20 protein-coding genes are annotated in these 22,368 nt (G+C 71.9%); 9 read left to right on the forward strand and 11 right to left on the reverse strand.

All coding sequences use genetic code 11. The annotated features are described in order from the left end of the window. Positions 1-13: 13 nt before the first annotated feature. Positions 14-1,615, reverse strand: coding sequence for an amidohydrolase (locus BLR04_RS15845; RefSeq protein WP_090764947.1), 1,602 nt, complete (start codon positions 1,613-1,615; stop codon positions 14-16). A 209-nt stretch (positions 1,616-1,824) separates the two neighbouring features. On the opposite strand from BLR04_RS15845, the gene BLR04_RS15850 reads away from it, so the two are divergent. After that, the gene (locus BLR04_RS15850) at positions 1,825-2,847 is read left to right on the forward strand and encodes a GNAT family N-acetyltransferase (protein ID WP_090765538.1); all 1,023 of its coding nucleotides are present in this window, start codon (positions 1,825-1,827) and stop codon (positions 2,845-2,847) included. Here the strand turns inward: BLR04_RS15850 and BLR04_RS15855 are convergent. Next, positions 2,844-3,434, reverse strand: coding sequence for a Clp protease N-terminal domain-containing protein (locus tag BLR04_RS15855; RefSeq protein WP_090764950.1), 591 nt, complete (start codon positions 3,432-3,434; stop codon positions 2,844-2,846). The two genes, BLR04_RS15850 and BLR04_RS15855, sit on opposite strands and share 4 nt — an antisense overlap. Positions 3,435-3,507: 73 nt before the next feature. Between BLR04_RS15855 and BLR04_RS15860 the strand changes: the two genes are divergently transcribed. Together BLR04_RS15860 and BLR04_RS15865 are read left to right on the forward strand one after the other, a co-directional pair. Further along, the gene (locus BLR04_RS15860) at positions 3,508-4,272 is read left to right on the forward strand and encodes a hypothetical protein (protein WP_218128986.1); all 765 of its coding nucleotides are present in this window, start codon (positions 3,508-3,510) and stop codon (positions 4,270-4,272) included. A gap of 321 nt (positions 4,273-4,593) precedes the next feature. Then, on the forward strand, positions 4,594-4,914 hold the full coding sequence (locus BLR04_RS15865) for a CGNR zinc finger domain-containing protein (RefSeq protein ID WP_218128988.1): 321 nt from the start codon (positions 4,594-4,596) through the stop codon (positions 4,912-4,914). 14 nt (positions 4,915-4,928) lie between these two features. On the opposite strand, the gene BLR04_RS15870 is transcribed toward BLR04_RS15865, so the two are convergent. Continuing rightward, positions 4,929-5,789 (reverse strand): class I SAM-dependent methyltransferase, encoded by an 861-nt coding sequence (locus BLR04_RS15870; RefSeq protein WP_218128989.1) that lies wholly within the window; start codon positions 5,787-5,789, stop codon positions 4,929-4,931. A gap of 100 nt (positions 5,790-5,889) precedes the next feature. On the opposite strand from BLR04_RS15870, the gene add reads away from it, so the two are divergent. Continuing rightward, positions 5,890-6,906, forward strand: coding sequence for an adenosine deaminase (gene add, locus BLR04_RS15875; RefSeq protein ID WP_245740282.1), 1,017 nt, complete (start codon positions 5,890-5,892; stop codon positions 6,904-6,906). Between the two features lie 17 nt (positions 6,907-6,923). Here add and pgl read toward each other — a convergent pair whose 3' ends face one another. Genes pgl through tkt form a run of 6 tightly spaced genes read right to left on the reverse strand, consistent with a single transcriptional unit; the run spans position 6,924 to position 15,018 of the window. Continuing rightward, on the reverse strand, positions 6,924-7,697 hold the full coding sequence (pgl, locus tag BLR04_RS15880) for a 6-phosphogluconolactonase (RefSeq protein WP_090765541.1): 774 nt from the start codon (positions 7,695-7,697) through the stop codon (positions 6,924-6,926). A 2-nt stretch (positions 7,698-7,699) separates the two neighbouring features. Continuing rightward, a complete protein-coding gene (locus BLR04_RS15885) occupies positions 7,700-8,614 on the reverse strand; it encodes a glucose-6-phosphate dehydrogenase assembly protein OpcA (protein WP_090764963.1) in 915 nt (304 codons plus the stop codon). Then, positions 8,615-10,216, reverse strand: a complete 1,602-nt coding sequence (gene zwf, locus BLR04_RS15890) for a glucose-6-phosphate dehydrogenase (protein ID WP_090764966.1) — start codon at positions 10,214-10,216, stop codon at positions 8,615-8,617. Between the two features lies 1 nt (position 10,217). Continuing rightward, a complete protein-coding gene (locus BLR04_RS15895; RefSeq protein ID WP_090764968.1) occupies positions 10,218-11,831 on the reverse strand; it encodes a glucose-6-phosphate isomerase in 1,614 nt (537 codons plus the stop codon). Next, the gene (gene tal / locus BLR04_RS15900; RefSeq protein WP_090764971.1) at positions 11,831-12,922 is read right to left on the reverse strand and encodes a transaldolase; all 1,092 of its coding nucleotides are present in this window, start codon (positions 12,920-12,922) and stop codon (positions 11,831-11,833) included. Before tal ends, BLR04_RS15895 begins: the two co-directional genes overlap by 1 nt. A 2-nt stretch (positions 12,923-12,924) precedes the next feature. Next, positions 12,925-15,018 carry a transketolase gene (gene tkt / locus BLR04_RS15905; RefSeq protein ID WP_425413439.1) on the reverse strand — a complete coding sequence of 698 codons (2,094 nt, stop codon included), beginning with the start codon at positions 15,016-15,018 and terminating at the stop codon, positions 12,925-12,927. A 271-nt stretch (positions 15,019-15,289) separates the two neighbouring features. Here tkt and BLR04_RS15910 point away from each other — a divergent pair, with 271 nt between their 5' ends. Together BLR04_RS15910 and BLR04_RS15915 are read left to right on the forward strand one after the other, a co-directional pair. Beyond that, the gene (locus BLR04_RS15910; RefSeq protein ID WP_090764977.1) at positions 15,290-16,234 is read left to right on the forward strand and encodes a heme o synthase; all 945 of its coding nucleotides are present in this window, start codon (positions 15,290-15,292) and stop codon (positions 16,232-16,234) included. Between the two features lie 91 nt (positions 16,235-16,325). Next, positions 16,326-17,513 (forward strand): PrsW family intramembrane metalloprotease, encoded by a 1,188-nt coding sequence (locus BLR04_RS15915; RefSeq protein ID WP_090764979.1) that lies wholly within the window; start codon positions 16,326-16,328, stop codon positions 17,511-17,513. Here the strand turns inward: BLR04_RS15915 and BLR04_RS15920 are convergent. Both BLR04_RS15920 and BLR04_RS15925 read right to left on the reverse strand, forming a co-directional pair. Further along, a complete protein-coding gene (locus tag BLR04_RS15920; RefSeq protein WP_090764982.1) occupies positions 17,489-18,193 on the reverse strand; it encodes a SanA/YdcF family protein in 705 nt (234 codons plus the stop codon). The two genes, BLR04_RS15915 and BLR04_RS15920, sit on opposite strands and share 25 nt — an antisense overlap. Before the next feature lie 226 nt (positions 18,194-18,419). Further along, the gene (locus BLR04_RS15925; RefSeq protein WP_090764985.1) at positions 18,420-19,406 is read right to left on the reverse strand and encodes a COX15/CtaA family protein; all 987 of its coding nucleotides are present in this window, start codon (positions 19,404-19,406) and stop codon (positions 18,420-18,422) included. 178 nt (positions 19,407-19,584) lie between these two features. Here BLR04_RS15925 and BLR04_RS15930 point away from each other — a divergent pair, with 178 nt between their 5' ends. From BLR04_RS15930 to BLR04_RS15940, 3 genes are read left to right on the forward strand one after another with little or no spacing between them, the layout of a single operon-like run. Then, entirely contained in the window at positions 19,585-20,727 is a 1,143-nt protein-coding gene (locus tag BLR04_RS15930; protein WP_090764988.1) for an NAD(P)/FAD-dependent oxidoreductase, read from the forward strand. Then, on the forward strand, positions 20,724-20,966 hold the full coding sequence (locus tag BLR04_RS15935) for a (2Fe-2S)-binding protein (RefSeq protein ID WP_090764991.1): 243 nt from the start codon (positions 20,724-20,726) through the stop codon (positions 20,964-20,966). The genes BLR04_RS15930 and BLR04_RS15935 overlap by 4 nt, the downstream gene beginning before the upstream one ends. Next, positions 20,963-22,351 carry an FAD/NAD(P)-dependent oxidoreductase gene (locus BLR04_RS15940; RefSeq protein WP_090764994.1) on the forward strand — a complete coding sequence of 463 codons (1,389 nt, stop codon included), beginning with the start codon at positions 20,963-20,965 and terminating at the stop codon, positions 22,349-22,351. The genes BLR04_RS15935 and BLR04_RS15940 overlap by 4 nt, the downstream gene beginning before the upstream one ends. Positions 22,352-22,368: the final 17 nt, after the last annotated feature.

Genomic DNA, 22,368 nt, shown 5'->3' on the forward strand with positions numbered 1-22,368 from the left:
TTCGCCTTTTCCGTCAGCTGCGCTCGTACACCGGCGAGCCGTCCACGAACGTCATCCGTACGCGGGTCGTCCAGATGTCGGCGGGCGGCAGGTCGAACGGGTCACGGTCGAGCACGACCAGGTCGGCCGGGCGGCCCGGCTCGATCACGCCGGCCGGTGAGTCGTTGATCCAGGCTGATCCGGCCGTGTACGCGGTGAGGGCGTCGACCAGACCGATGCGCTGGCCAGGCAGGAACGGCGTCTGCGCGGTCGGGTAGCCGGCGTGCACCGACCCGCCCGGCTCGGTGCGGTTGACGGCGACGTGGATGCCCTGCAGCGGGTCGGCGTCGGAGACCGGCCAGTCGCTGCCGGCACAGAAGCGGGTGCCGTGGTCGAGCAGGTCCTTGAACGGGTACTGCCACGACGAGCGCGGCTCGCCGAGGTAGGGCAGGGTCAGCTCGTCCATCTGGGCGTGGTGGGTGGCCCACAGCGGCTGCAGGTTGGCCGTGACGCCGAGCGCGGCGAAGCGCGGCACGTCGGACGGCTCGATGATCTGCAGGTGAGCGACGTGGTGCCGGTTGGTCGGATCGGTGCCCTCCAGGCTGTCGAGGGCCTCGCGGACGGCTCGTTCGCCGATGGCGTGGAAGTGCACCTGAAAGCCGTGCCGGTCGAGCGCGCCGACGTACTCCTTCAGCTTGCCGGGGTCGATGTACGACAGCCCCGTGCCCCCGCACAGGCAGTACGGCTCCAGCGTGGCCGCGGTGAAGTTCTCGGTGATGCCGTCCTGCATGATCTTGACCGAGGAGGCGCGGAAACGGTCGAGGCCCTCGGCGGAGGACCGGCGGGCCACCAGGTCGTCGAGCTGCTCCAGGCCGCGCGTACGGTCCCACCACAGGGCGCCCACGACGCGCGCCCGCAGCCGCCCCGAGCGGGCCGCGGCCACGTAGGTGGGCAACTGGTCGTCCGAGCCGGCGTAGGAGCCCACGATGGCGTCCTGCCAGCCGGTGATGCCGAGCGAGAACAGGTGCCGCTGGGCGTCCTCCAGGGCGTCGTCGAGGTCCTGCGCGGTCGGGCGTGGGGTGAGCAGGCCGACCAGGTCCATCGCGCCCTCGTGCAGGACCCCGGTCGGGGTGCCGGTCCCGTCGCGCTCGATGCGGCCGTCGGCGGGGTCGGGGGTGTCCGCCGTGATGCCGGCTCGTTCGAGCGCGCGGGTGTTGACCCAGGCGGCGTGGTGGTCGCGCTGGATCAGGTAGACCGGGCGGTCGAGGAAGTCGAGCTGTTCGCGGTGGGGGAGCCCGCCGGGGAACGCCGACATGTCCCAGCCGCCGCCGTCGATCCACTCTTTATCGGGGTTTCTCGCGGCGTAGTCTGCGATCTTTTCTCTATAGGCATCCAGGCCGAAAACCTCGGACAAATCGCACTTCGCGCGTTCGAGGCCGGCCTGTACGGGGTGGACGTGCGCGTCCGTGAACCCGGGGACGAGCAGGCCCCCGTCGAGGTCGACCGTCTCGTGGGACTCTCGCGCGAGATCCCCCTCCGGGCCCACGGCGGTGATCACACCGTCTCTCACCAGCACGGACTCGGCCAGGACCCCCTTCGGGGTGAAGACACGGCCCCCTCGGAAGAGGATGTTCATGAGGGTCTTCCTTTCTCGATCGGTCCATCTTCGCGTGCCCGCCACCATGAGGTGTCGGTGGGCGGCCGTAGCGGAGGGCGCGCTCGGGCGCGACGCTGCGTGGTGCTATGTCGCCGTATTAACGGATAAATCGAACTATCTCGTGATGAACTACGCGATGAAACACTTCGTTAGCGGTCGTGTAACAGCTGTCCTGCATGCTCTCTGCCATGGGTTTCCTGCGCATCCGCACCACGGTGGACGAGCGGCCCGGCCGGCTGGCCTCGCTGGCCTCGGCCCTGGCCGACAGAGGCGGCAACATCCTCGGACTGAGCGTCCAGTCCGACCCCGACGGCACGGTCGACGAGTTCGTCGCCGACATCCCCGCCACTCCTGAGACCGTGCGCGAGGCCCTGGAGGCGGCGGGCGGCCGCCGTGTCCAGGTCGTCCCCGCCACCGCGCACGAGCTGACCGACGAGCCCACCAGGGCGCTGCTGCTGGCGTCCCGGCTGCGCGCGATGCCGTGGCGGCTGCCGGAGCTGCTGGCCGAGCTGCTGCGCGCGGACGACGCCCGTTGGATCTACGGCGACTCCGTGAGCGACCTCCCCGACCCGACCTTGCTGATCGTGCCGGTGGCCGCGCGGCGCGCGGTGCGGCTGCGCCGTTCCGGCCTGCCCTTCACGCTGACCGAGGCGGCCAGGGCTGCCTCGTTCGTCCGGCTCGCCCAGCCCGCGTCCGAGCCGGTGGGCAACGAGCGCGAGGTCAAGCTCCGCGACGACACGAAGGTCACCGTGCGCCCGCTCACCTCCATCTACCGCGAGGCCGTGCGCGACCTGCACGACAGGTGCTCGCCGGAGTCGCGCAGGTTCCGCTACTTCACCGCCATGCCGGCGCTGCCGCCCCGCACGTTCGACCGGCTGTGCGACCGGAGCAAGGGGTACTCGATGGTGGCCGGGCACGACGGGCAGGTCGTCGCGATGGCGAACCTGCTCTACACCCCCGACCCGGGCGTCGCGGAGATCGGCCTGCTCATCGAGGACGGCTGGCAGGGGCGCGGTCTGGGCGTGGCGATGGCCCGGATGCTCGTCGGCGTGGCACGCGACCTGGGCTGCGCCGAGATCAGAGCGACCCTGCTGTCGGACAACCAGAGGATGCGCAGGCTGCTGCTGTCGCTGGGCGCCACGCTCGCCTACACCGAGGACCCGGGGGTCATGGAGGCGCGGCTGCCGGTCGCGACGATGGCGTCGGCCTAGGCGTTCTCCGAGGCGTTCTCCGCCTCGGGCGGCTCCTCCCGTGCGATGCCGAGGTGGCGTTCGATGCGTTCGAGGCTCTCCTCGATCCGCGCGAGCCTCTCGCCGATCTGTGCCGCCCCCAGGTGGAACATCTCGCTGTGGCGCTCCTTGGAGCCGCGGCCCACGCGGTCGAGCACCTGCTGGCGCACGTCGACGAGATCCGCACCCGCGTTCGTCATCGCCAGGGCCGCGAGGCCCTCGCCCTCCCGGATGAGACCCAGCAGGATGTGCTCGGTGCCGATGTAGTCGTGCCGCAGCTGCAGTGCCTCGCGCAGCGACAGCTCCAGCACCTTCTTGGCCCGCGGGGTGAACGGGATGTGCGCGTCGGAGGTCTTCTGGCCCCGGCCCACCTCGCGTTCGACGAACGCGCGTATGCGGGCGAGCTCCAGCCCGCAGCCGTCGAGCACCAGGGCGGCCAGCCCTTCGCCCTCGCGGAGCAGGCCGAGCAGGATGTGCTCGGTGCCGATGTAGTCGTGGTGCAGTGTCCGCGCCTCCTCCTGGGCGAGGACGACGACCCTGCGGGCGCGGTCGGTGAAGCGCTCGAACACGGGAGGCCTCCGTTCAGCTGGGGCTCTCTCCACTATGCGCTACAAACCCGCGGATGCGGGGTATTTGTCCTGTGTGGATCTTGACGAGGTGGCGGACCGCCTCTACGCGCTGCCGCCGTCCGAGTTCACCGCCGCACGCGCGGCCGAGGCCCGCGCGGCCAAGGAAGCCGGTGACGTACGGCTCTCCCGCGAGATCGCGAAGCTCCGCAAGCCCACGGTGTCGGCCTGGGCGGTGAACCGCCTCGCCCGCGAGCACCCCGGCGACCTCGCCGAACTCATCGACGTGGGGCGACGGCTGCGCGCGGCATGGGAGGAGCAGGACGCCGCTCGGCTGGCCGAACTGGCCCAGCTCCGCAGCGAGGTCACCGCCCGGGTGGGCCGGCTGGCCCGGAGGGGCGGTGACGTGTCGCCCGCGGCCGGCACGGAGGTGGACCAAACCCTCGACGCCGCCGTCGTGGACGCGGAGGCGGCCGCGGAGGTCCGCCGTGGCCGCCTGGTCAAGCCTCTGCACTACAGCGGCTTCGCCCCGGCCCCCGTACCGCGAGAACGTCCCGCTCGGAAGCCGAGGGAGAGCGGCGCGGCGGGCGGCGGGGAGGACGAGGCGCGGCGGCGCGAGGAGGGCAGGAAAGCGAAAGCCCGCGCGGAGGCGGAGGCCGCGCACCGTGAATGGCTGGAGGCGCTGGAGGCGGCTCAACGCGAGCACGACGAGCGCGCCGAGAAGGTCGCGCGGCTGGAGCGGAAGCTGGACAAGGCGCGCGGGAAACTCGCCGAGGTCGCCCAGCGGCTCGACGTGGCGCGCCGCGAGGAACGGCAGGCCCGTCGGCGCCTCGACCGCTAGTACGCCAGTCCGGTTTCGCGATCTTGCGTCGGGCCCGACCGGGAACGGGTACGGCCATCGGGTTCAGATGAACCGGCTGAACGAGCACTACGGCGGCGACGGAGTCCTGCTCGACCTGGTCGCGCAGGGTGCGGACATGTCCGGACTGCCGACGTGCCCGTCGCGCCGGGTCACAGAGCGAGCAGGATGCGGCCGAAGGGGCCGTCCTCGGCCAGGAGGCGCTGCGCCTCGGAAGCCTTCTCCAGCGACTGCGAGGCGCTGCGGGATCTGAGATGGGCTCTCCACAGGCTGCTCTCCGATCAGAGCGACGGCGCCGAGGCCGTGTCCGCGCAGGTACTGGCCGCCCTTCCCGCGCTGTCCGTCTCGATGCGGGTCGACGACCGTGGCACCGTCGTCGCAGAACCTTCGGGTACCGGATGGCGGAGGGTCGCATCGCTCGTGCTGATCGAGTGCCTCCAGGCCCAGCAGACGGACCAGCGGCGGCGACTGAAGATATGCCGCAACGAGCGCTGCCCGTGTGCGTTCTACGACCGTTCACGCAACAACAGCGGCGTCCGGCGCGACGTACGGTACTGCGGCAACGCCGTGAACCTGCGCGCCCACCGCGCCCGTAAGCGGGAACAGGCCGCCTCCGGCGAGTGACCCTCAACGGGCGCCTACCGGCCGAGCTTGTACTCCCTGAGTGTGCGGACAGCCGGGTGGATCGGCTGATGAGGTCGGTCTGGACGGATCGCGGAACCGGGCTGGAGTACTAGCCGGTCAGGTCGGCGCGGGTGGCGTACGCCAGGTAGGCGCAGACCGGGAAACCCCTCCGGCACGTACGGCGCGGCCAGGCGCACATAGTGGGCCCTGACGCGGTCGGCCGCCTCGGGAGGCAGGGTGGCGAGCGCTCGGCCGAGCCTGGGGCCGCCGGTCTCGACGACGTCGGTCCACCAGGCGGCGGGGTCGACCTGGTGACGCCACCTGACCGTGTCGACGGCCACGTCGGTGAACCCCGCCTCGGCCAGCAGCACGGTGAAGCGGGCAGGCGTGTCGTGGGCGGCGAACGGCCGCGGCGCCGGGTCGTAGGGGACGCCGGCGGCGGCGATGGCCTCGGCGAACACGTCGGTGGCCGTCAGGTCGCCGGGCTTCCACCAGGTCAGCGCGAGCGAGCCGCCGGGACGCAGCACGCGCCGGAACGCGCGCAGCGTCCCGATGGTGTCGGGCACGTGGTTGATGACGAAGTTGCCGGCCACGGCGTCGAACCCGCCGTCCTCGAACGGCAGCTCGGGCAGCGTCGCCTGCCGGATGGTGGCGTACGGGTGGCGGCGGGCGGTGAGTTCGAGCATGGCGGGGTCGGCGTCGACGGCGGTGACCTCCGCGCCGAGGGCGAGCGCCGCCGCGGTGACGACGCCGGTGCCGCAGCCGGCGTCGAGCAGGCGCCGGGCGCGGATCTCGCAGGCGGGGGCGAGCAGGGGGGCGACCGTGTGGGCGGTGAGGCAGGCGAAGCCGCGGTCGTACGCTTCGGCGTTGGTCACGCGCCTCAGCCTAGCGGAACGCCGTCAAGTTGACATTCTGATGTGAGATTCGAGCCGAAAGTCTGTCTTTCTGCGAAATACCGGCTTTATGGTCGTCGCCATGACCACAGACCTCGATACCTTCATCGCGTCCCTGCCCAAGGTCGAACTGCACGTCCACCTGGTCGGCTCGGCCTCGATCGCCACCGTGCTCGAACTGGCGCGGCGCCACCCGGGCAGCGGGGTGCCGGCCACGGAGGAGGAGCTGCGCCGCTTCTACACCTTCCGCGACTTCCCGCACTTCGCCCGGGTGTACAGGGCGGTCAACGCGCTCGTACGCGAGCCCGAGGATGTGGCGACACTGGTGCTCGGCCTGGCCCGTGACCTCGCCCCGCAGGGCGCCCGGTACGTGGAGCTGCAGGTCACGCCGTACGCGCACCACATCGTGGGCATGCCCGCGCGCGAGGTGACCGAGGCCCTCGACCTGGCCGCCCGCCGTTCGCTGGAGGAGCACGGGGTGGAGATGGCGTACATCTTCGACATTCCCGGCGAGTACGGCGAGGAGGCCGCGAAGGTGACGCTGGACCACGCTCTGGAAGAACCTCCCGCCACATTGGTAGGTTTCGGCATCGGAGGCATCGAACAGGAACGTACGAAATATCGGGACGCGTTCCGATCGGCGTTCGCGGCGGCCCGCGCGGCCGGCCTGCACAGCGTCCCGCACGCCGGCGAGATGACCGGCCCCGAGACGATGTGGGAGGTCATCGAGGAGTACGGCGCCGAGCGCATCGGCCACGGCATCGCCTGCCTGTCCGACCCCCGGCTGGTGGCCTACCTGCGGGAGACCCAGCTTCCCCTCGACGTGTGCCCCACCTCGAACGTGTGCACCGGCCAGATCGCCCGCATCGAGGACCACCCGCTGCCGCGCATGCTGGAGGAGGGCCTGTTCGTCACTCTCAACAGCGACGACCCGCCGATGTTCGCGACGACCCTGGCGGGGGAGTACCGCGTCGCGGCCGAGCACCTGAGGCTCGGCCGCGAGCAGTTGGCCCAGCTGGCGGCGAACGGCGTACGGGCGTCGTACCTACCGCAGGAGCGGAAGGACTCCCTCCTGGCGGAGATCGCACTCGCCCGATGAGCCGCCGGGCCGTGACGTCACGGGGACGCGATGCGGCCCAGTTCCGAGGGGATCTTGCCGGCGGCGGCACGGTCGAGCAGGAACAGCGTGCGGCTCCGGCCGCGCGCCCCGGCCGCGGGCACCTGGACGGGGCCCGAGTCGGACAGCGCGAGCCGCACCGCGGACGCCTTCTCCTCACCGGCGGCCACCACCCACACCTCGCGCGCCGCCTGGATGGTGGGCAGCGTCAGCGAGATGCGCGTGGGCGGAGGCTTGGGCGAGCCGTGCACGGCCACCACAGAACGGGTGTCGTAGAGCGCGGGCAGGCCCGGGAACAGCGACGCCACGTGCGCGTCGGGACCCATGCCGAGCAGCATCACGTCGAACTGCGGCACCGGCCCGTGATCCTCCGGCCGGGCCGCCTTGAGCAGCTCGGCGGCATAGGCGTCGGCGGACTCCTCGGCCGACAGGCCCGAGTCGGGGCCGCGCATGACGTGCACCCGCTCAGGGTCGACGTCCACGTGGTCGAGCAGGGCCTCACGGGCGCCGGTCTCGTTGCGTTCCGGGTCTCCGGTGGGGACGAAACGCTCGTCGCCCCACCAGATGTCCAGGTGCCGCCAGTCGACGGCGTCGCGCGCGGGGCTCGCCGCGATGGCCGCGAGCGTCGCGATGCCGACCGTGCCACCCGTCAGCACGATGGAGGCCGTGCCGGTGGCCGCCTGCACGTCGACCAGCCGGGTGATGATCCGCGCGGCGACGGCCTGAGCCAGGACGCCGGCGTCACGATGTACGACGATATGGGGAGTGGTCACGTTCATCCCTTGTAGGACCTGGCGAATCGCTTGACGGCGCTCTCGTAGATCTCGTCGGGGTCGAGCCTGCGCAGCTCCTCGGCCAGCAGCTCCGAGGTGTGCCGCCGCGCGAGCGCGACGTTCCGGTCAGGCTGGCCGGGGCGCGAGAGCGTCGCCAGCCGGGCGTCCTCCCGGGACACCGACAGCTCGCCGTCCTCGAGCTTCAGCCGCACGGCCGTCAGGCCGGGACCGGGCGAGTCGGACACCCGGACCGGGGCCCCGAGCCGCTCCGACAGCCAGGCCGCGAGCAGCGGCGCGCTCGGGTTGCCGGCGACGGCCTCCACGACGCCCTCGTGCACCTTGCCCACCGGCTGGTCGAACGCGGCGGCCAGCAGACTGCGCCACGGCGTCAGCCGGGCCCAGGCCAGGTCGGTGTCGCCGCGGGCGTACCCCTTGGCGCGGGTCACCAGCGACTGGATGCCGACGTTGTCGAAGCCCCTCGCGTCGGTGATGCGCCGCTGCGCGAGCGCCCCCACGGGATCCTTGGACGGCGCCTCGGGCGCCTTGCCCGGCCACCACACCACCACGGGCGTGTCAGGCAGCAGCAGCGGGCTGACGACGGAGTCGGCGTGCCGGGTCAGCTCGCCGTACAGGCGCAGGACCACGACCTCGCCCGGCGTCGACTCGCCGATGCGCAGCTCGGCGTCGAGCCTGATGGGCTCCTCCACCTCGCGGTTGATCACCACGATGATGCGCGAGGGATGCTCGCGGGCCGCCTCGGTGGCGGCGCGCAGCGCGTCGTACTGGTGGCGCTCCTCGCACATCACGACGAGGGTCAGCACCATGCCGACGGCCGGCGCGCCCATCTGGTGGCGCAGGTGCGTGAGCTGGGCCGAGATCTTGCCGGCCGTCGTGTCGGACAACATGAAGGTGGTCATCTAGAGCCTCCTCCAGACGCGGCCGTCGCGGGCCATCATGGCGTCGGCGGAGGGCGGCCCCCACGACCCGGACTCGTACGGTTCCGGCTGTCGCTGCGTGGTCCAGAACTGCTCGATCGGGTCGAGGATCTTCCACGACAGCTCGACCTCCCGCTGGTGCGGGAAGAGCGGTGGGTCACCGATCATGACGTCGAGCAGCAGCCGCTCGTACGCCTCCGGCGACGACTCAAGGAACGACTCGCCGTAGGCGAAGTCCATGGACACGTCGCGCACCTCCATCGCCGTGCCCGGCACCTTCGAGCCGAACCGCACGGTGACGCCCTCGTCCGGCTGGACGCGCACGACGAGCGCGTTCTGGCCGAGGATCTCGGTGTCGTCCTTGCTGAAGGGCAGGTGCGGCGCCCGCTGGAACACCACGGCCACCTCGGTGACGCGGCGCCCCAGGCGCTTGCCGGTGCGCAGGTAGAACGGCACCCCGGCCCACCGCCGGTTGGCGATCTCGAGCTTGATGGCCGCGTACGTCTCGGTGGTGGACTCGCGCGAGATGCCGTCCTCCTGCAGGTAGCCGACGACCTTCTCGCCGCCCTGCCAGCCGGCCGCGTACTGGCCGCGGGCCGTGTTGAGCGCCAGGTTGTCCGGCAGCCGCACGGCCTGCAGCACCTTCTCCTTCTCGCGGCGCAGCGCGGAGGCCTCGAACGAGGTCGGGTCCTCCATCGCGACGAGGGCGAGGAGCTGCAGCAGGTGGTTCTGGATCACGTCGCGGGCGGCGCCGATGCCGTCGTAGTAGCCGGCCCGGCCGCCGATGCCGATGTCCTCGGCCATCGTGATCTGCACGTGGTCGACGAAGCCGCGGTTCCAGATCGGCTCGTAGAGGTTGTTGGCGAACCTCAGCGCCATGATGTTCTGGACGGTCTCCTTGCCCAGGTAATGGTCGATTCTGAAGATCGAGCTCTCCGGGAAGGCCGAGGTGGTGATCTCGTTCAGCTCGTGGGCCGACTGCAGGTCGTGCCCGAACGGCTTCTCGATGACCACGCGCCGCCACGAGCCCTCGGGCGCGTCGGCGAGCCCCGTGCGCTTGAGCTGGTTCACCACCTTGGGGAAGAACTTCGGCGGCACGGAAAGGTAGAAAGCGTAGTTTCCGCCCGTGCCCCGGGTCTCGTCGATCTCGCTCAACGCCATCGCCAGCGCGTCGAACGCCCCGTCGTCGGAGAACTCGCCAGGGACGAAATGGATGCCCTCGCAGATCTGCTTCCAGACCTCTTCACGGAAGGGCGTCCGGGCATGGGCCTTGACGGCGTCGTGCGTCAGCTTGGCGAAATCCTGGTCCTTCCAATCGCGCCTGGCGAAGCCGACCAGCGAGAAGCCGGGCGGCAGCAGCCCCCGGTTGCCGAGGTCGTAGATCGCCGGCAGCAGCTTGCGCTTGGCCAGGTCCCCCGTCACGCCGAACAACACCATCACGCATGGCCCCGCCACCCGGGGCAGCCGCTTGTCGCGCGGGTCGCGCAACGGGTTCGCGGCTTCCACCTCAAGCGTGGTGGCGGTCCCCGCGACGGCCGCCGCCACAGTGGCGGCCTCCTCCGCGGGTGCTGCCGGGTCAGTCATCTCAAGCCTCCTGTGCGGCTGCGAGCAGGCGCGCGACTCCCGCCGCGCGGTCGGTCAAATGCAGGCGTACGGCGGGACGCCCGCGCTTCTCGAGCGCCACAAGGTCGCCGAGCGCCTGGGCGAGCTGCACCCGCCCCAGCGTGTACGGCCGCCCGGGCACCCCGACGTCCTCACCTACTGCCCCCGTGATCTGCAGGAACACGCCGTTCTGCGGCCCGTCCTTGTGGTACTGGCCGCTCCCGTGCAGCGCCCCGGGCCCCCACCCGAAGGTCACCGGACGGTCGGTGCGCAGCGCGAGCAGCGTCCGCAGGGTATGCGCGTCGGCCATCATCCAGGCGTCCGTCATCTGCTCGAAGTCGGCACCGTCGGGCACGGGGGCGTCGAACGCGGCCAGCCGGTCGAGGTAGGCCGTGATCGCGAGGTATCCGTCGGCGGGGATCGCGTGCAGCAGGTCGGCGAACAGCCCGGGCAGGTCGTGGGACCCCACCGCGCCGTACGCCTCCACCGGCCCGTCGACGAACGCGGGGGCGCCGGTCGGCAGGTCGGGCAGGCTCAGCAGCGCCGCGGTGTTCTCGGCCGACTCCGCCACGGCGGGTCGGGCCGACGGCGCCACCTCCAGCAGCAGCGCCGCCATGGCGGTCGCGTATTCCCACACGAGGAACTGCGCGCCGAGCGGGCCGTCCACGCGCACGTCGCCGAGGTCGGACTCGATGGCGACGACGAGCTCGTCACCGGTGCCGTTGGGGTCGGCGGCCACCACGGGCAGGACGCCCCGGCAGTCCTTGCCGGTGGACGCGGCGACGAGCTGCTCGATCCAACCGGACAGCCCGTTGATCGCCGTGAGCTGGTCGTCGAGGATCAGCTTGTCGCGCCCGGCCAGCGCCGCGCCGCCGAGTGCGGCGCCGAGGTCGAGGCCGGGGTTGCCGGTGTCGAGCGACAGCAGCGGCAGCACCTCCTCGGCGTCGTCGAGCAGCCGCGCCACGTCGGCGCCCGCCAGCGCGGCGGGCACCAGCGCGTACGCCGACAGCGCCGCGTGCCGCCCGCCCGGCTGGGGACGGACCGCGACGACGTCGTGCCCGGCGTCGAGGGCCCGCTCCTCCAGCGGGGAGCCGGGGGCGGTGACGACCACGAAGCGCCCTGCGGGGTCGATGCCGGCGTCGGCGAAGGCCCGCTCGAAGACCCGCAGCAGGCAGTCGGTCTCCAGGGTGGCGCCGCTCTCGCTCGCCACCACCACGAGCGTGTGGTCCAGCCCCCCGGCCAGGGCGCGGAGCACCTGGCCGGGGTCGGTGGTGTCGAGCAGGGTGAGCGGCACGTCGTCGGTGTCGCAGATGACCTCGGCGGCCGTCGCCGAGTCGCCCGCCCCGGCGAGGACGACGTTCGTCAGTCCTGCGGCGCGGGCCCGCTCCGCGAGCCTGCCCAGCTCGGGCAGGAGCTCGCGGGAGGCGCGGAGGGGCGCCGGCCGGCGGTGGCCGGACGGCGTCTCCGCGTCGGCGTCCCAGACCCACAGCGTGGGGTCACCGGCGGCGAGCCGCTGGGGCACGCCGTCGGCGACGAGACGCCCCGCGACGGAGGAGGCGGCGGAGGCCACCTCCTCCTCGCGGTAGGTGACATCCATCACGGAACCAGGTTCTTGGTCACGCTCTCGAGAAGTTCGATCCAGGACGCCTCGAACTTCTCCACGCCCTCGTCCTCCAGCACCTTCACGACGTCGTCGTAGTCGATGCCGGCGTCCTTGAGCGCGGCCATGGTGTTCCAGGCGTCCTCGTAGAACGGACGCACGGTGTCGCCGGTGACGTTGGCGTGGTCGGCGGTGCTGTCGATCGTCTTCTCCGGCATCGTGTTGACGGTGCCGGGGGCGACGAGCTGGTCGACGTAGAGGGTGTCGGAGTACTCGGGGTTCTTCACGCCGGTCGAGGCCCACAGCGGCCGCTGCGGGCGGGCGCCCGCAGAACGCAGGCGCTGCCAGCGCTCGGAGTTCATGACGTCCTCGAAGGCCGCGTACGCCAGGCGCGCGTTGGCCACGGCCGCCTTGCCCTTGAGCTCGGGCTTGCCCAGCTTGTCGAGGCGCTTGTCGATCTCGGTGTCGACGCGGCTGACGAAGAACGAGGCCACCGACTCGATCGTGGCCAGGTTGATGCCCTTGGCCTGCGCGGCCTCGAGACCGGCCAGCCAGGCGTCCATGACCGCGCGGTAGCGCTCGAGGGAGAAGATCAGCGTGACGTTGATGCTGATGCCCTCGGACAGCGCCTGCGTGATCGCGGGCAGACCCTCGACCGTGGCCGGAATCTTGATCATGAGGTTGGGCCGGTCGACCATCCACCACAGCGCACGGGCCTCGGCGATGGTCTTCTCGCTCTCGCGGGCCAGGCGCGGGTCGACCTCCAGCGACACGCGGCCGTCCACGCCGCCGGTGGCGTCGTAGATCGGGCGCAGCACGTCGGCGGCCCACCGGATGTCGTAGGTGGTGATGGCCCGTACCGCCTCGCCCACGTCGACGCCGCGTACGGCGAGGTCGTGGAGCTGGGCGTCGTAGGCGTCGCCCTTGCTGAGCGCGTTGGCGAAGATCGTCGGGTTGGACGTGACCCCGACGACGTTCTTCTCACGGATCAGCTGTTCGAGGTTGCCGCTGCGCAGGCGCTCACGGCTGATGTCGTCGAGCCAGATGGCCACGCCCTGGCCGGACAGCTTCTTCAGGATCTCGCTCATCTTCAGTTTCCCGTCGTCTCGCCCTTGTCATGACCCAGCTTGGCCAGGCTCGCCCTGGCTGCCGCCGCCACGCGCTCCGCCGTCAGCCCGAACTGCTCGTACAGCGTCTTGTACGGGGCGGACGCGCCGAAGTGCTCGAGGCTGACCACCTCGCCGCACTCGCCGACGTACTGGTGCCAGCCGAGCGCGATGCCCGCCTCGACCGCCACCCGCGCGCGGATGGACGAGGGCAGAACCGTCTGCCTGTACGCGGAGTCCTGCCCGTTGAACCACTCGACACACGGCATCGACACCACGCGCGTCGGGATGCCCTGCGCCTCCAGCAGATCGCGGCCCTCGACGGCGATCTGCACCTCGCTGCCCGTGGCCATGAGGATGACCCGCGGCTGGCCGTCGGACGCCTCGCGCAGCACGTAGCCGCCGCGGGCCACGCCCTCGGCGCTGGTGCCCTCGTAGACGGGCAGGTTCTGCCGGGTCAGCGCCAGCGCGGCCGGCCGGTCGGTGTGCTCCAGCACGGCCTTCCAGGCGTAGGCCGTCTCGTTGGCGTCGGCCGGGCGGACCACGTCGAGACCGGGGATCGCGCGCAGCGCCCACAGGTGCTCGATCGGCTGGTGGGTCGGGCCGTCCTCGCCGAGACCGATGGAGTCGTGCGTCCACACGTACGTGACCGGCAGCTTCATCAGCGCGGCCAGGCGCACCGAGGGACGCATGTAGTCGGAGAACACGAGGAACGTGCCACCGTAGGGACGGGTGCCGCCGTGCAGGGCGATGCCGTTGAGGATGGCGCCCATGGCGTGCTCGCGGATGCCGAAGTGGAGCGTGCGGCCGTAGCGGTGGCCGGGGAACTCCCTCGTCTGGTATTCGTCCGGGATGAAGGACGGCTCGCCCTTCATCGTGGTGTTGTTGGACTCGGCCAGGTCGGCGGAGCCGCCCCACAGCTCGGGCAGCACCGGCGCGAGGGAGTTCAGCACCTCACCGGAGGCCTTGCGGGTGGCCACGGACGCGCCGTACTCGAACGCGGGCAGCGCCTTGGCCCAGCCGTTGGGCAGCACGCGGTGCGAGATGCGGTCGAACTCCTCGGCGCGCTCGGGGTTGGCCAGGCGCCACTCCGAGTAGCCCTTCTCCCACTCGGCGTGGTCGGTACGGCCGCGCTGGGCGATGCCGCGAACCTGCTTCAGCAGCTCGTCGGGCACGTGGAAGGTCTTCTCCGGGTCCATGCCCAGAACTTCCTTGGTGGCCGCGACCTCGGCCTCGCCCAGGGCGCTGCCGTGGATCTTGCCGGTGTTCTTCTTGTTGGGCGCGGGCCAGCCGATGATGGTGCGCAGCCGGATGAACGACGGACGGTCGGTCTCGGCCTTGGCCGCCATGAGCGCGTCGTAGAGCGCCTGGACGTCCTCGACGTACTCGCCGGTGGCGGTCCAGTCGACGCTCTGGGTGTGCCAGCCGTAGGCCTCGTAGCGGGCGACCACGTCCTCCGACTTGGCGATCAGCGTGTCGTCCTCGATGGAGATGTGGTTGTCGTCGTAGATGACGACCAGGTTGCCCAGCTTCTGGTGGCCGGCGATGGCGCTGGCCTCGTGGCTGATGCCCTCCTCGATGTCGCCGTCGCTGACGATGCACCAGATGTGGTGGTCGAACGGCGAGGCGCCGGGCTCGGCGTCAGGGTCGAACAGGCCACGCTCGCGGCGGGCCGCCATCGCCATGCCGACCGCGTTGCCGAGGCCCTGGCCGAGCGGCCCCGTCGTGGTCTCGACGCCGGCCGTGTGGCCGTGCTCGGGGTGGCCGGGCGTGAGGCTGTCCCACTGGCGCAGCCGGCGCAGGTCGTCCAGCGTCAGGCCGTAGCCCGACAGGTAGAGCTGGATGTAGAGGGTCAGGCTGCTGTGGCCGCATGACAGCACGAACCGGTCGCGCCCTGCCCAGTTGGGATCCGTCGGGTCGTGACGCATCACACGCTGGAAGAGCAGGTATGCGGCGGGAGCCAGGCTCATCGCGGTGCCGGGGTGACCGGAACCAGCTTTCTCCACTGCGTCCATTGCCAGGGCTCGAACGACATCGACCGCCTTGTTGTCGAGGTCGGTCCATTCAAGGGCTGGCACGAGTTCGGTGCTCAAGTGCTCGATCTCCGGAGTCTAGGTGTCATTGATATGTACCGGTTGGCTATCCCAAACACGGGACCTTAACCGAGTGGAGCCGGCCGTAGATTCCCCTCCTACCCCCGCGTGGCCGTGTGGGCGGCCAGCCCCCCATTGGCCGGACCGGCCGCCCCTGCGACTACAGTTTGTTTGTTCACAGAGGCGTCACGGCGCCCACCCATGGATCCGCTCTAATCAGAGGTTACGCGTTGACTCCGCACAGGCTGGAAGCGCCTTGACGGTGCTGACCAACAGGCAGGCGACGGCCCCCTCACCGCAGAAGGGGTCACCGCGCACGATCGGCTCGGTCGTGAAGGCCTACATCGCGCTCACCAAGCCGCGGATCATCGAGCTGCTGCTGATCACGACGCTGCCGGTGATGTTCCTCGCGGCGGGCGGTCTGCCGCCGCTCTGGACGTCCCTCGCGGTCATGGTGTTCGGCACCCTTTCTGCGGGCAGTGCCAACGCGCTCAACTGCTACGTCGACCGCGACATCGACCAGAAGATGCGCCGCACCCGGCGCCGGCCGCTGGCCAGGCACCAGGTCTCGCCACGCGGCGCGCTGGTTTTCGGTATCGTGCTCGGAATTTTGTCCACCATTGGGCTGTGGGTCACCACCAACGGGCTCGCCGCGCTGCTGTCGACCGCCGCGATCCTGTTCTACGTGCTGGTCTACTCCATGATCCTCAAGCGGCGCACCGCCCAGAACATCGTGTGGGGCGGCATCGCGGGGTGCATGCCGGTGATGATCGGCTGGGCCGGCATCACCGACCGGCTCGACTGGGCGCCGCTCGTGCTGTTCGGCGTGGTGTTCTTCTGGACGCCGCCGCACACCTGGACGCTCGCCATGCGCTACAAGGAGGACTACGCGGCGGCCGAGGTGCCGATGCTGCCCGTCGTGGCCACCGAACGGCGGGTCATCCTGGAGTCGATCGCCTACACGTGGGCGACGGTGCTGTGCTCGCTGGCGCTGTGGCCGGTCGCAGGCACGACGCTGTTCTACCCGGCCGTGGCCGCCGTGCTGGGCGCGTTCTGCCTGTGGGAGGTGCACCGCCTGCTGGCCCGCCTGAACGCCGGGAAGACCGGGGTCGACCTGCGGCCGATGCGCTTCTTCCACTGGTCGAACGCCTACCTGGCGCTGCTGTTCCTCGCCGTGGCGATCGACCCGCTGCTCAGCTGAGATGCCGACCGGCGGTCCGGAGCCCCAGCAGGAGGTCCGTGCCGCCTCGTCGGCTCCGTACTTCGCCACCTCGATCCGTTAAAGTCACCCTATGGCGACCCGTGATCCACGCTGGGTGTTGAAGGACCGCCCCTCGTTCGCGTTGATCACCGGGCTGTTCCTCACCAGCGTCTGTGCGCTCGTCTCGTTCTCGTACGACGTGTTCGTCGACGGCGCGCCCGTGCACTTCTTCATCGCGCTCATGCTGGCGCTCGCGCCCGTGCCGCTGCTGCTGGCCCTGGTCCTCGCGCTCGACCGCCTGGAGCCCGAGCCGCGCTCCAACCTCGTCTTCGCCTTCGGCTGGGGTGCGGGCGTCGCCGTGCTGGTCGCGGGCGTGGTCAACTCGCTCAACCTGCACTACATCATCGACGCCGCCCAGCTGTCTGAGGCCAGCGCCCGCAACATCGCGGCCACGTTCGGCGCGCCCGTGGTGGAGGAGACGATGAAGGGCCTGGTGCTGCTGGGCCTGCTCAAGTTCCGCCGGGCCGAGCTCGACGGGCCGACCGACGGCATCATCTACGCCAGCATGGTCGGCCTCGGCTTCGCCATGAGCGAGAACGTCAGCTACTACATCGCCGCCCTCACCACGTCGGGCGTCAAGGGGCTCGCGGTCACCGTGGTGCTGCGCGGCATTCTGTCGCCGCTGGCGCATCCGCTGTTCAGCGCCATGATCGGGGTCGGGGTCGCCTACGCCGCCCAGCGCCGCGGCTCCGAGCGGGTGACGTACATCCTGGCCGGCTGGACGGGGGCGATGATCCTGCACGGGCTGTGGAACGGCCTGGCCTCCTACGGCGGCTTCCCCGGCCTCGTGGTGGCGTACCTGGTGTTGCTCGTGGTGCTGGTCGTGCTGGTCGGCGTGATCTTCCGCGACCGGCGCCGCATCGTCGCGCTCATTCAGCGGTACCTGCCGCCGTACGAGCCGACCAAGCTGGTGACCGAGGCCGACATCTACATGCTGTCGGCCTTCCCCCGGCGCCGCCAGGCCCGCCAGTGGGCCAAGGCGCACGGCGGCAAGCGCGGGCTGCGCGCGATGCGCGACTACCAGCTGGCCGCCACCGAGCTCGGCCTGCTGCACGAGCGGGCGGCCCGCCACATGGTCGACGAGCACACCTTCCACGAGGAGCAGCGCGCCCTGCTGGAGTGCATGAGCACGGCGCGCGCCGACTTCCCCATGCCGGCGCCGCACGCCAGGTCGGCGGGCTCGCCTCCGCCCGGCTACGCGCCCGGCGCCCCTGGCTGACCGAGGATCCGGGTGAGCGAGACCTCGGGCGGGCCGGCGAAGACCGGATCCGAGCGCAGCACCACCGCGTCGGCGAACGCCTTGCCGGTGGCGAGCAGTTCGCGGGCGGCGTAGACGTACGTCGAAGCCCAGCGGCGGGCGGAGTCGTCGCCGGCCCCGAACGCCTCCAGCCCCGCCGTACGGCACAAGGTCACGGCGCGGGGGATGTGGAACTCCTGGGTCACCACGGTCACCCGGCGGGCCCCGAAGACGTGGCGGGCCCGTACGCAGGAGTCCCAGGTGTCGAAGCCCGCGTAGTCGAGGACCATCACCGACGCGGGCACGCCCCTGGCGCGCAGGTAGTCGCGCATGGCGGTCGGCTCGTCGTAGTCCTTGCGGCTGTTGTCGCCCGACAGCAGCAGGGCGCGTACCTTGCCGGCGTGGTAGAGCTCGGCGGCGATGTCGAGCCTGCGGGCCAGCATGGGGCTGGGGTGGCCGGCGTACAGGCCGGCTCCGAGCACGAGCGCGGCCTGTGCCTCGGGCACCTGCGCGAGCCAGCGGTCGCCCTCGGCCGTCACGCGGTGCGGGGAGCTGCCCAGCCAGGCCCAGGTCATGGGGGCGAGAGCCAGCACGCTGAGCAGCACGAGACCCTGGTAGGCGCGGCGCAGGGTCTTCCGAGAGGGGCGGACTTTTCCCCGCAAATCACACCTCTTCCGGGCCGGGGGAGTGGCGGATCTATCACCACATACCCTGGCATATCCGGTCAGCCCACGGCTGCGGCTTCGGTGGGGGAGTGGGGGCCGGGCCAGGGTGCCCGCTCAGGTGCGGGCGGGCGGCCGGGCGACGGCGGTGGCCTGGGTGCGGTGGCTCGTGGCGGCGATGGTCTCGGCGCGGTGGCCCGTGGCGGTGGCGGCTTCGGCGCGGTGGTCAGGCGACGGCGGTGGCCTGGGCGGGGGCGTGCTGGCCGGGGACGGGTGCGGCGTCGCGGGTGCGCAGGGACGTGGCCGCGCGCAGCGCGAAGATCCAGACCAGCGAGGCGCCCAGGACATGCAGCAGCACCAGCGCCGCGGGCACGGCCAGGAACCACTGCGTGTAGCCGATCACACCCTGGGCGAACTCGACGGCGAGCAGCGCCGCGGCCGCCCGCTTGGCCGCCCGCGGCGCGGCGCTGACGTGCAGCGCGAACAGCAGCGCGAACGTCAGGCCCACCACGAGGTAGGCGACGTCGGCGTGCAGCCGGGCCATCGCCTCGATGTCGAGGTCGAAGCGCGAGGCCAGCTCGTCGCCTGAGTGCGGCCCCGTGCCGCTCACCATGACGCCGACCACCACCAGGGTGAACGCGGCGGCGACCAGCACGTGGCCGAGCCGGCGGATGTCGCGGTGGACCACGCGCCGCACGGGCCCGTCACCCTCGCCGGAGCGGACGTACAGCAGCCAGCAGACCGACATCAGCCCGATGGACAGGATGAAGTGCATGCCGACCGTGAACGGGTTGAGCAGCGTGCGGACCACGACTCCGCCCCACAGGGCCTGCAGGAGGATGCCCACGGGCTGCAGCCAGGCCAGCGTCAGCAGCGAACGCCGCCGGGGGGCGAGCCGGAGCGCGGCGATCACGCAGGCGGCGCCCACGGCCAGCACGAGGAATGTGAGCAGCCGGTTGCCGAACTCGACCGCCATGTTGATCATTGAGACCTCGGGGTGCGCGACCGGGACGAAGCTGTCCGGCGTGCACTTCGGCCACGTGGGGCAGCCGAGACCCGAGCCGGTGACCCGGACGCCGGCGCCGGTGACGGCGATGCCGGCGTTGACGACCACGGACGCCATCGCCCAGCCCCGCATCGACCGCGCCGTGGGCGCCCAGAACGACCGCAGGAAGCGCGCGAGAGGGTGGGGATTGTCCGAGGGTAGCTTCACGCCATCGATGGTACGGGCCGATACCCACGGTCCCGCCACCGGGAACGGGCTCTCGAGCGGGAGCTCGCGGTCCCGTCACCGGGCGCCGGCTTCGCCAGGGGAAGCCGGCGATTCCGCTGCTGGGAACGGGCTTCTCAAGTCGAAGGGTATGTGACATATTACTTCGCGGGAGGTGGGGATGTCCGACGTGATCGTGGTCGGGGCGGGCGTCGTCGGCGCGGCCTGCGCCTACTACGCCGCGCGCGCGGGCCTCGACGTGACCGTGGTCGACCGCGGTCCGGTGGCCGGTGGCACGACGGGCTCCGGCGAGGGCAACATCCTGGTCTCCGACAAGGAGCCGGGGCCCGAGCTGGAGCTGGCGGTACTGTCCAACGGGCTCTGGCGGACGCTGGCCGAGCACGGGGGGTTCGAGTTCGAGGCCAAGGGCGGGCTCGTCGTCGCCGAGACGGACGAGATCCAGCGGCAGCTCACCGACCTCGCGGCCGAACAGGGCGTCGAGCACGTCACGGTGGGCGGCGCCGAGCTGCGCGACTACGAGCCGCATCTCGCCGGCGACCTGGCGGGCGGCGTCCTCTACCCGCAGGACGCGCAGGTGCAGCCCATGCTCGCCGCCGCCGCCCTGCTGCGGCATGGCGCCGAGAGCTTCGGCCACGGCACGCTGCGGCTGCGGCTCGGCGTCACCGTGACCGGCTTCGTCCGCTCCGGCGACCGCGTGACGGGCGTGCGCACCTCGCAGGGTGAGATCCTCGGCGACGCCGTGGTCAACGCGGCCGGCACCTGGGGCGGCGAGATCGCCGCGCTGGCCGGCGTGGAGCTGCCCGTGCTGCCGCGACGCGGGTTCATCCTCGTCACCGAGCCCCTGCGCGAGCCGCTCATCCGGCACAAGGTCTACACCGCCGCCTACGTGACGAACGTCGCCAGCGACTCGGCCGGGCTGGAGACCTCTGCCGTCATCGAGGGCACCCCCGCGGGCACCGTGCTCATCGGCGCGAGCCGGGAGCGGGTCGGCTTCGACCGCACGACCTCGGTGCCGGTGCTGTCGCGGCTCGCGGCCCAGGCCGTGGCGCTGTTCCCCGCGCTGCGCGAGGTGCGGGCCATCCGCTCCTACTGCGGCTTCCGACCGTACTGTCCCGATCACCTGCCCGTCATCGGCGCCGACCCGCGCGTCCCGGGGCTCTACCACGCGTGCGGGCACGAGGGCGCGGGCATCGGGCTCGCCCCGGCCACCGGGCACCTGCTCGCCCAGCTCCTCACCGGCGAGCGGCCCGACGTCGACCTGCGTCCCTTCCGTCCCGAGCGCTTCTCCGAGGAGGCCGCGTGACCTTCCACATCACCGTCGACGGCCGGGAGATCCCCGTCGTGCCGGGCCAGACCGTGGGCGCGGCCCTGCACGCCGCCGGGGTGCGCTCGTGGCGGACGACGAGGTTCGGCGGCCGGCCGCGCGGGCTGTTCTGCGGAATCGGGGTCTGCTTCGACTGCCTGATCTCGGTCAACGGACGGCCGCCAGAACGAGCCTGCCTGCTGGAGGCCGAGCCGGGGGACGAGGTGACGACGGCGTGACGCAGGACCTCACGTACGACCTGGTGGTCGTCGGCGGCGGACCCGCCGGGGTGGCGGGCGCGCTCACGGCGGCGCTGGCCGGGCTGCGCGTGACGCTGCTCGACTCCGGCGCCCGCCTCGGCGGCCAGTACTTCAGGCACGCGGCCGTCCCCAGGCGCGAACCGGGGCTCGACCGGTTCCTGCGCCAGGTCCGCGAGCTCGGCGCACGCGCCGACGTGCTGACGCGCCACCAGGTGTGGAACGTCTCCCGCGAACCGGACGGGGACGTCACCGTGCACGCCCACACCCGCGACGCCTCGGGCGAGCGGCCGGTGACCCTACGGGCGCGCAGGCTGCTGATCGCCACCGGCGCCCACGACCGCCCGCTGCCCTTCCCGGGCTGGGACCTGCCAGGAGTGCTCACCGCCGGAGGCGCGCAGGCGCTGCTGAAGGGCGGGAACGTGCTCGCGGGCCGGCGCGTGGTCGTCTCCGGGACCGGGCCGTTCCTGCTGCCGGTCGCGACGGGGCTCGCCGGGGCCGGGGCGCGGGTGCTCGGCGTGTACGAGGCCGGTGGCGGTCTCGGCCTCGCCCGCCACCCGCTGCTGGCGCTGGGCAAGGCCGCCGAGACCGCCGGGTACGCCGCCGCGCTCGTGCGCCACCGGGTGCCGTACCGGCCACGTCACGCGGTCGTCGCCGCGCACGGCGAGCGCGAGGTCGAGGCCGTCACCGTGGCCCGCCTCGACGCGGACTGGAACGTCCTGACCACCTCGATCGTCGCCTGCGACACGGTCGCCGTCGGCTACGGGTTCGTGCCGCAGATCGAGCTCGGCACGCAGCTCGGCTGCGACACCCGCGCCGAGCCCGACGGCAGCGTCGTGCTGGCCGTCGACGCCGCCCAGCGCACCAGCGTGCCAGGCGTCTGGGCCGCGGGCGAGCCCACGGGCGTGGCCGGCTGGGCGCAGGCCGAGGTGGAGGGCCGCATCGCCGGGCGGGCCGTGGTGGCCGACGCCCGCCCGCAGGCCGTCCGCGGTTCCGACGGGGTGCTGCTGCGCCGGCGCAGCCGCGGCCGCGCGTTCGGCGCGGCGCTGCACGAGGCCTATCCGGTACGTCCAGGCTGGCAGGGCTGGCTGCGCGACGACACGCTCGTGTGCCGGTGCGAGGAGGTGCCGCTGGCCCGCGTCCGCGAGGCGCAGGAGCTCGGCGCCACCGACGCCCGCTCCGTCAAGCTCCTCGCCCGCCCCGGCATGGGCTGGTGCCAGGGCCGCATCTGCGGCTACGCGGTGTCGTGCCTGGCAGGGGAGCCGCCGGCCCCGCCCCGCCGGCCCATCGCCCAGCCCGTCACCCTCGGCGCGCTCAGCGAGGCCGCACCCCCTGACGCCGGCTCACAAGACGATCCCGCACACTGACACCCCGCGGACAATGG

This window comes from Nonomuraea maritima, from assembly GCF_900100395.1.
GTDB lineage: Bacteria > Actinomycetota > Actinomycetes > Streptosporangiales > Streptosporangiaceae > Nonomuraea > Nonomuraea maritima.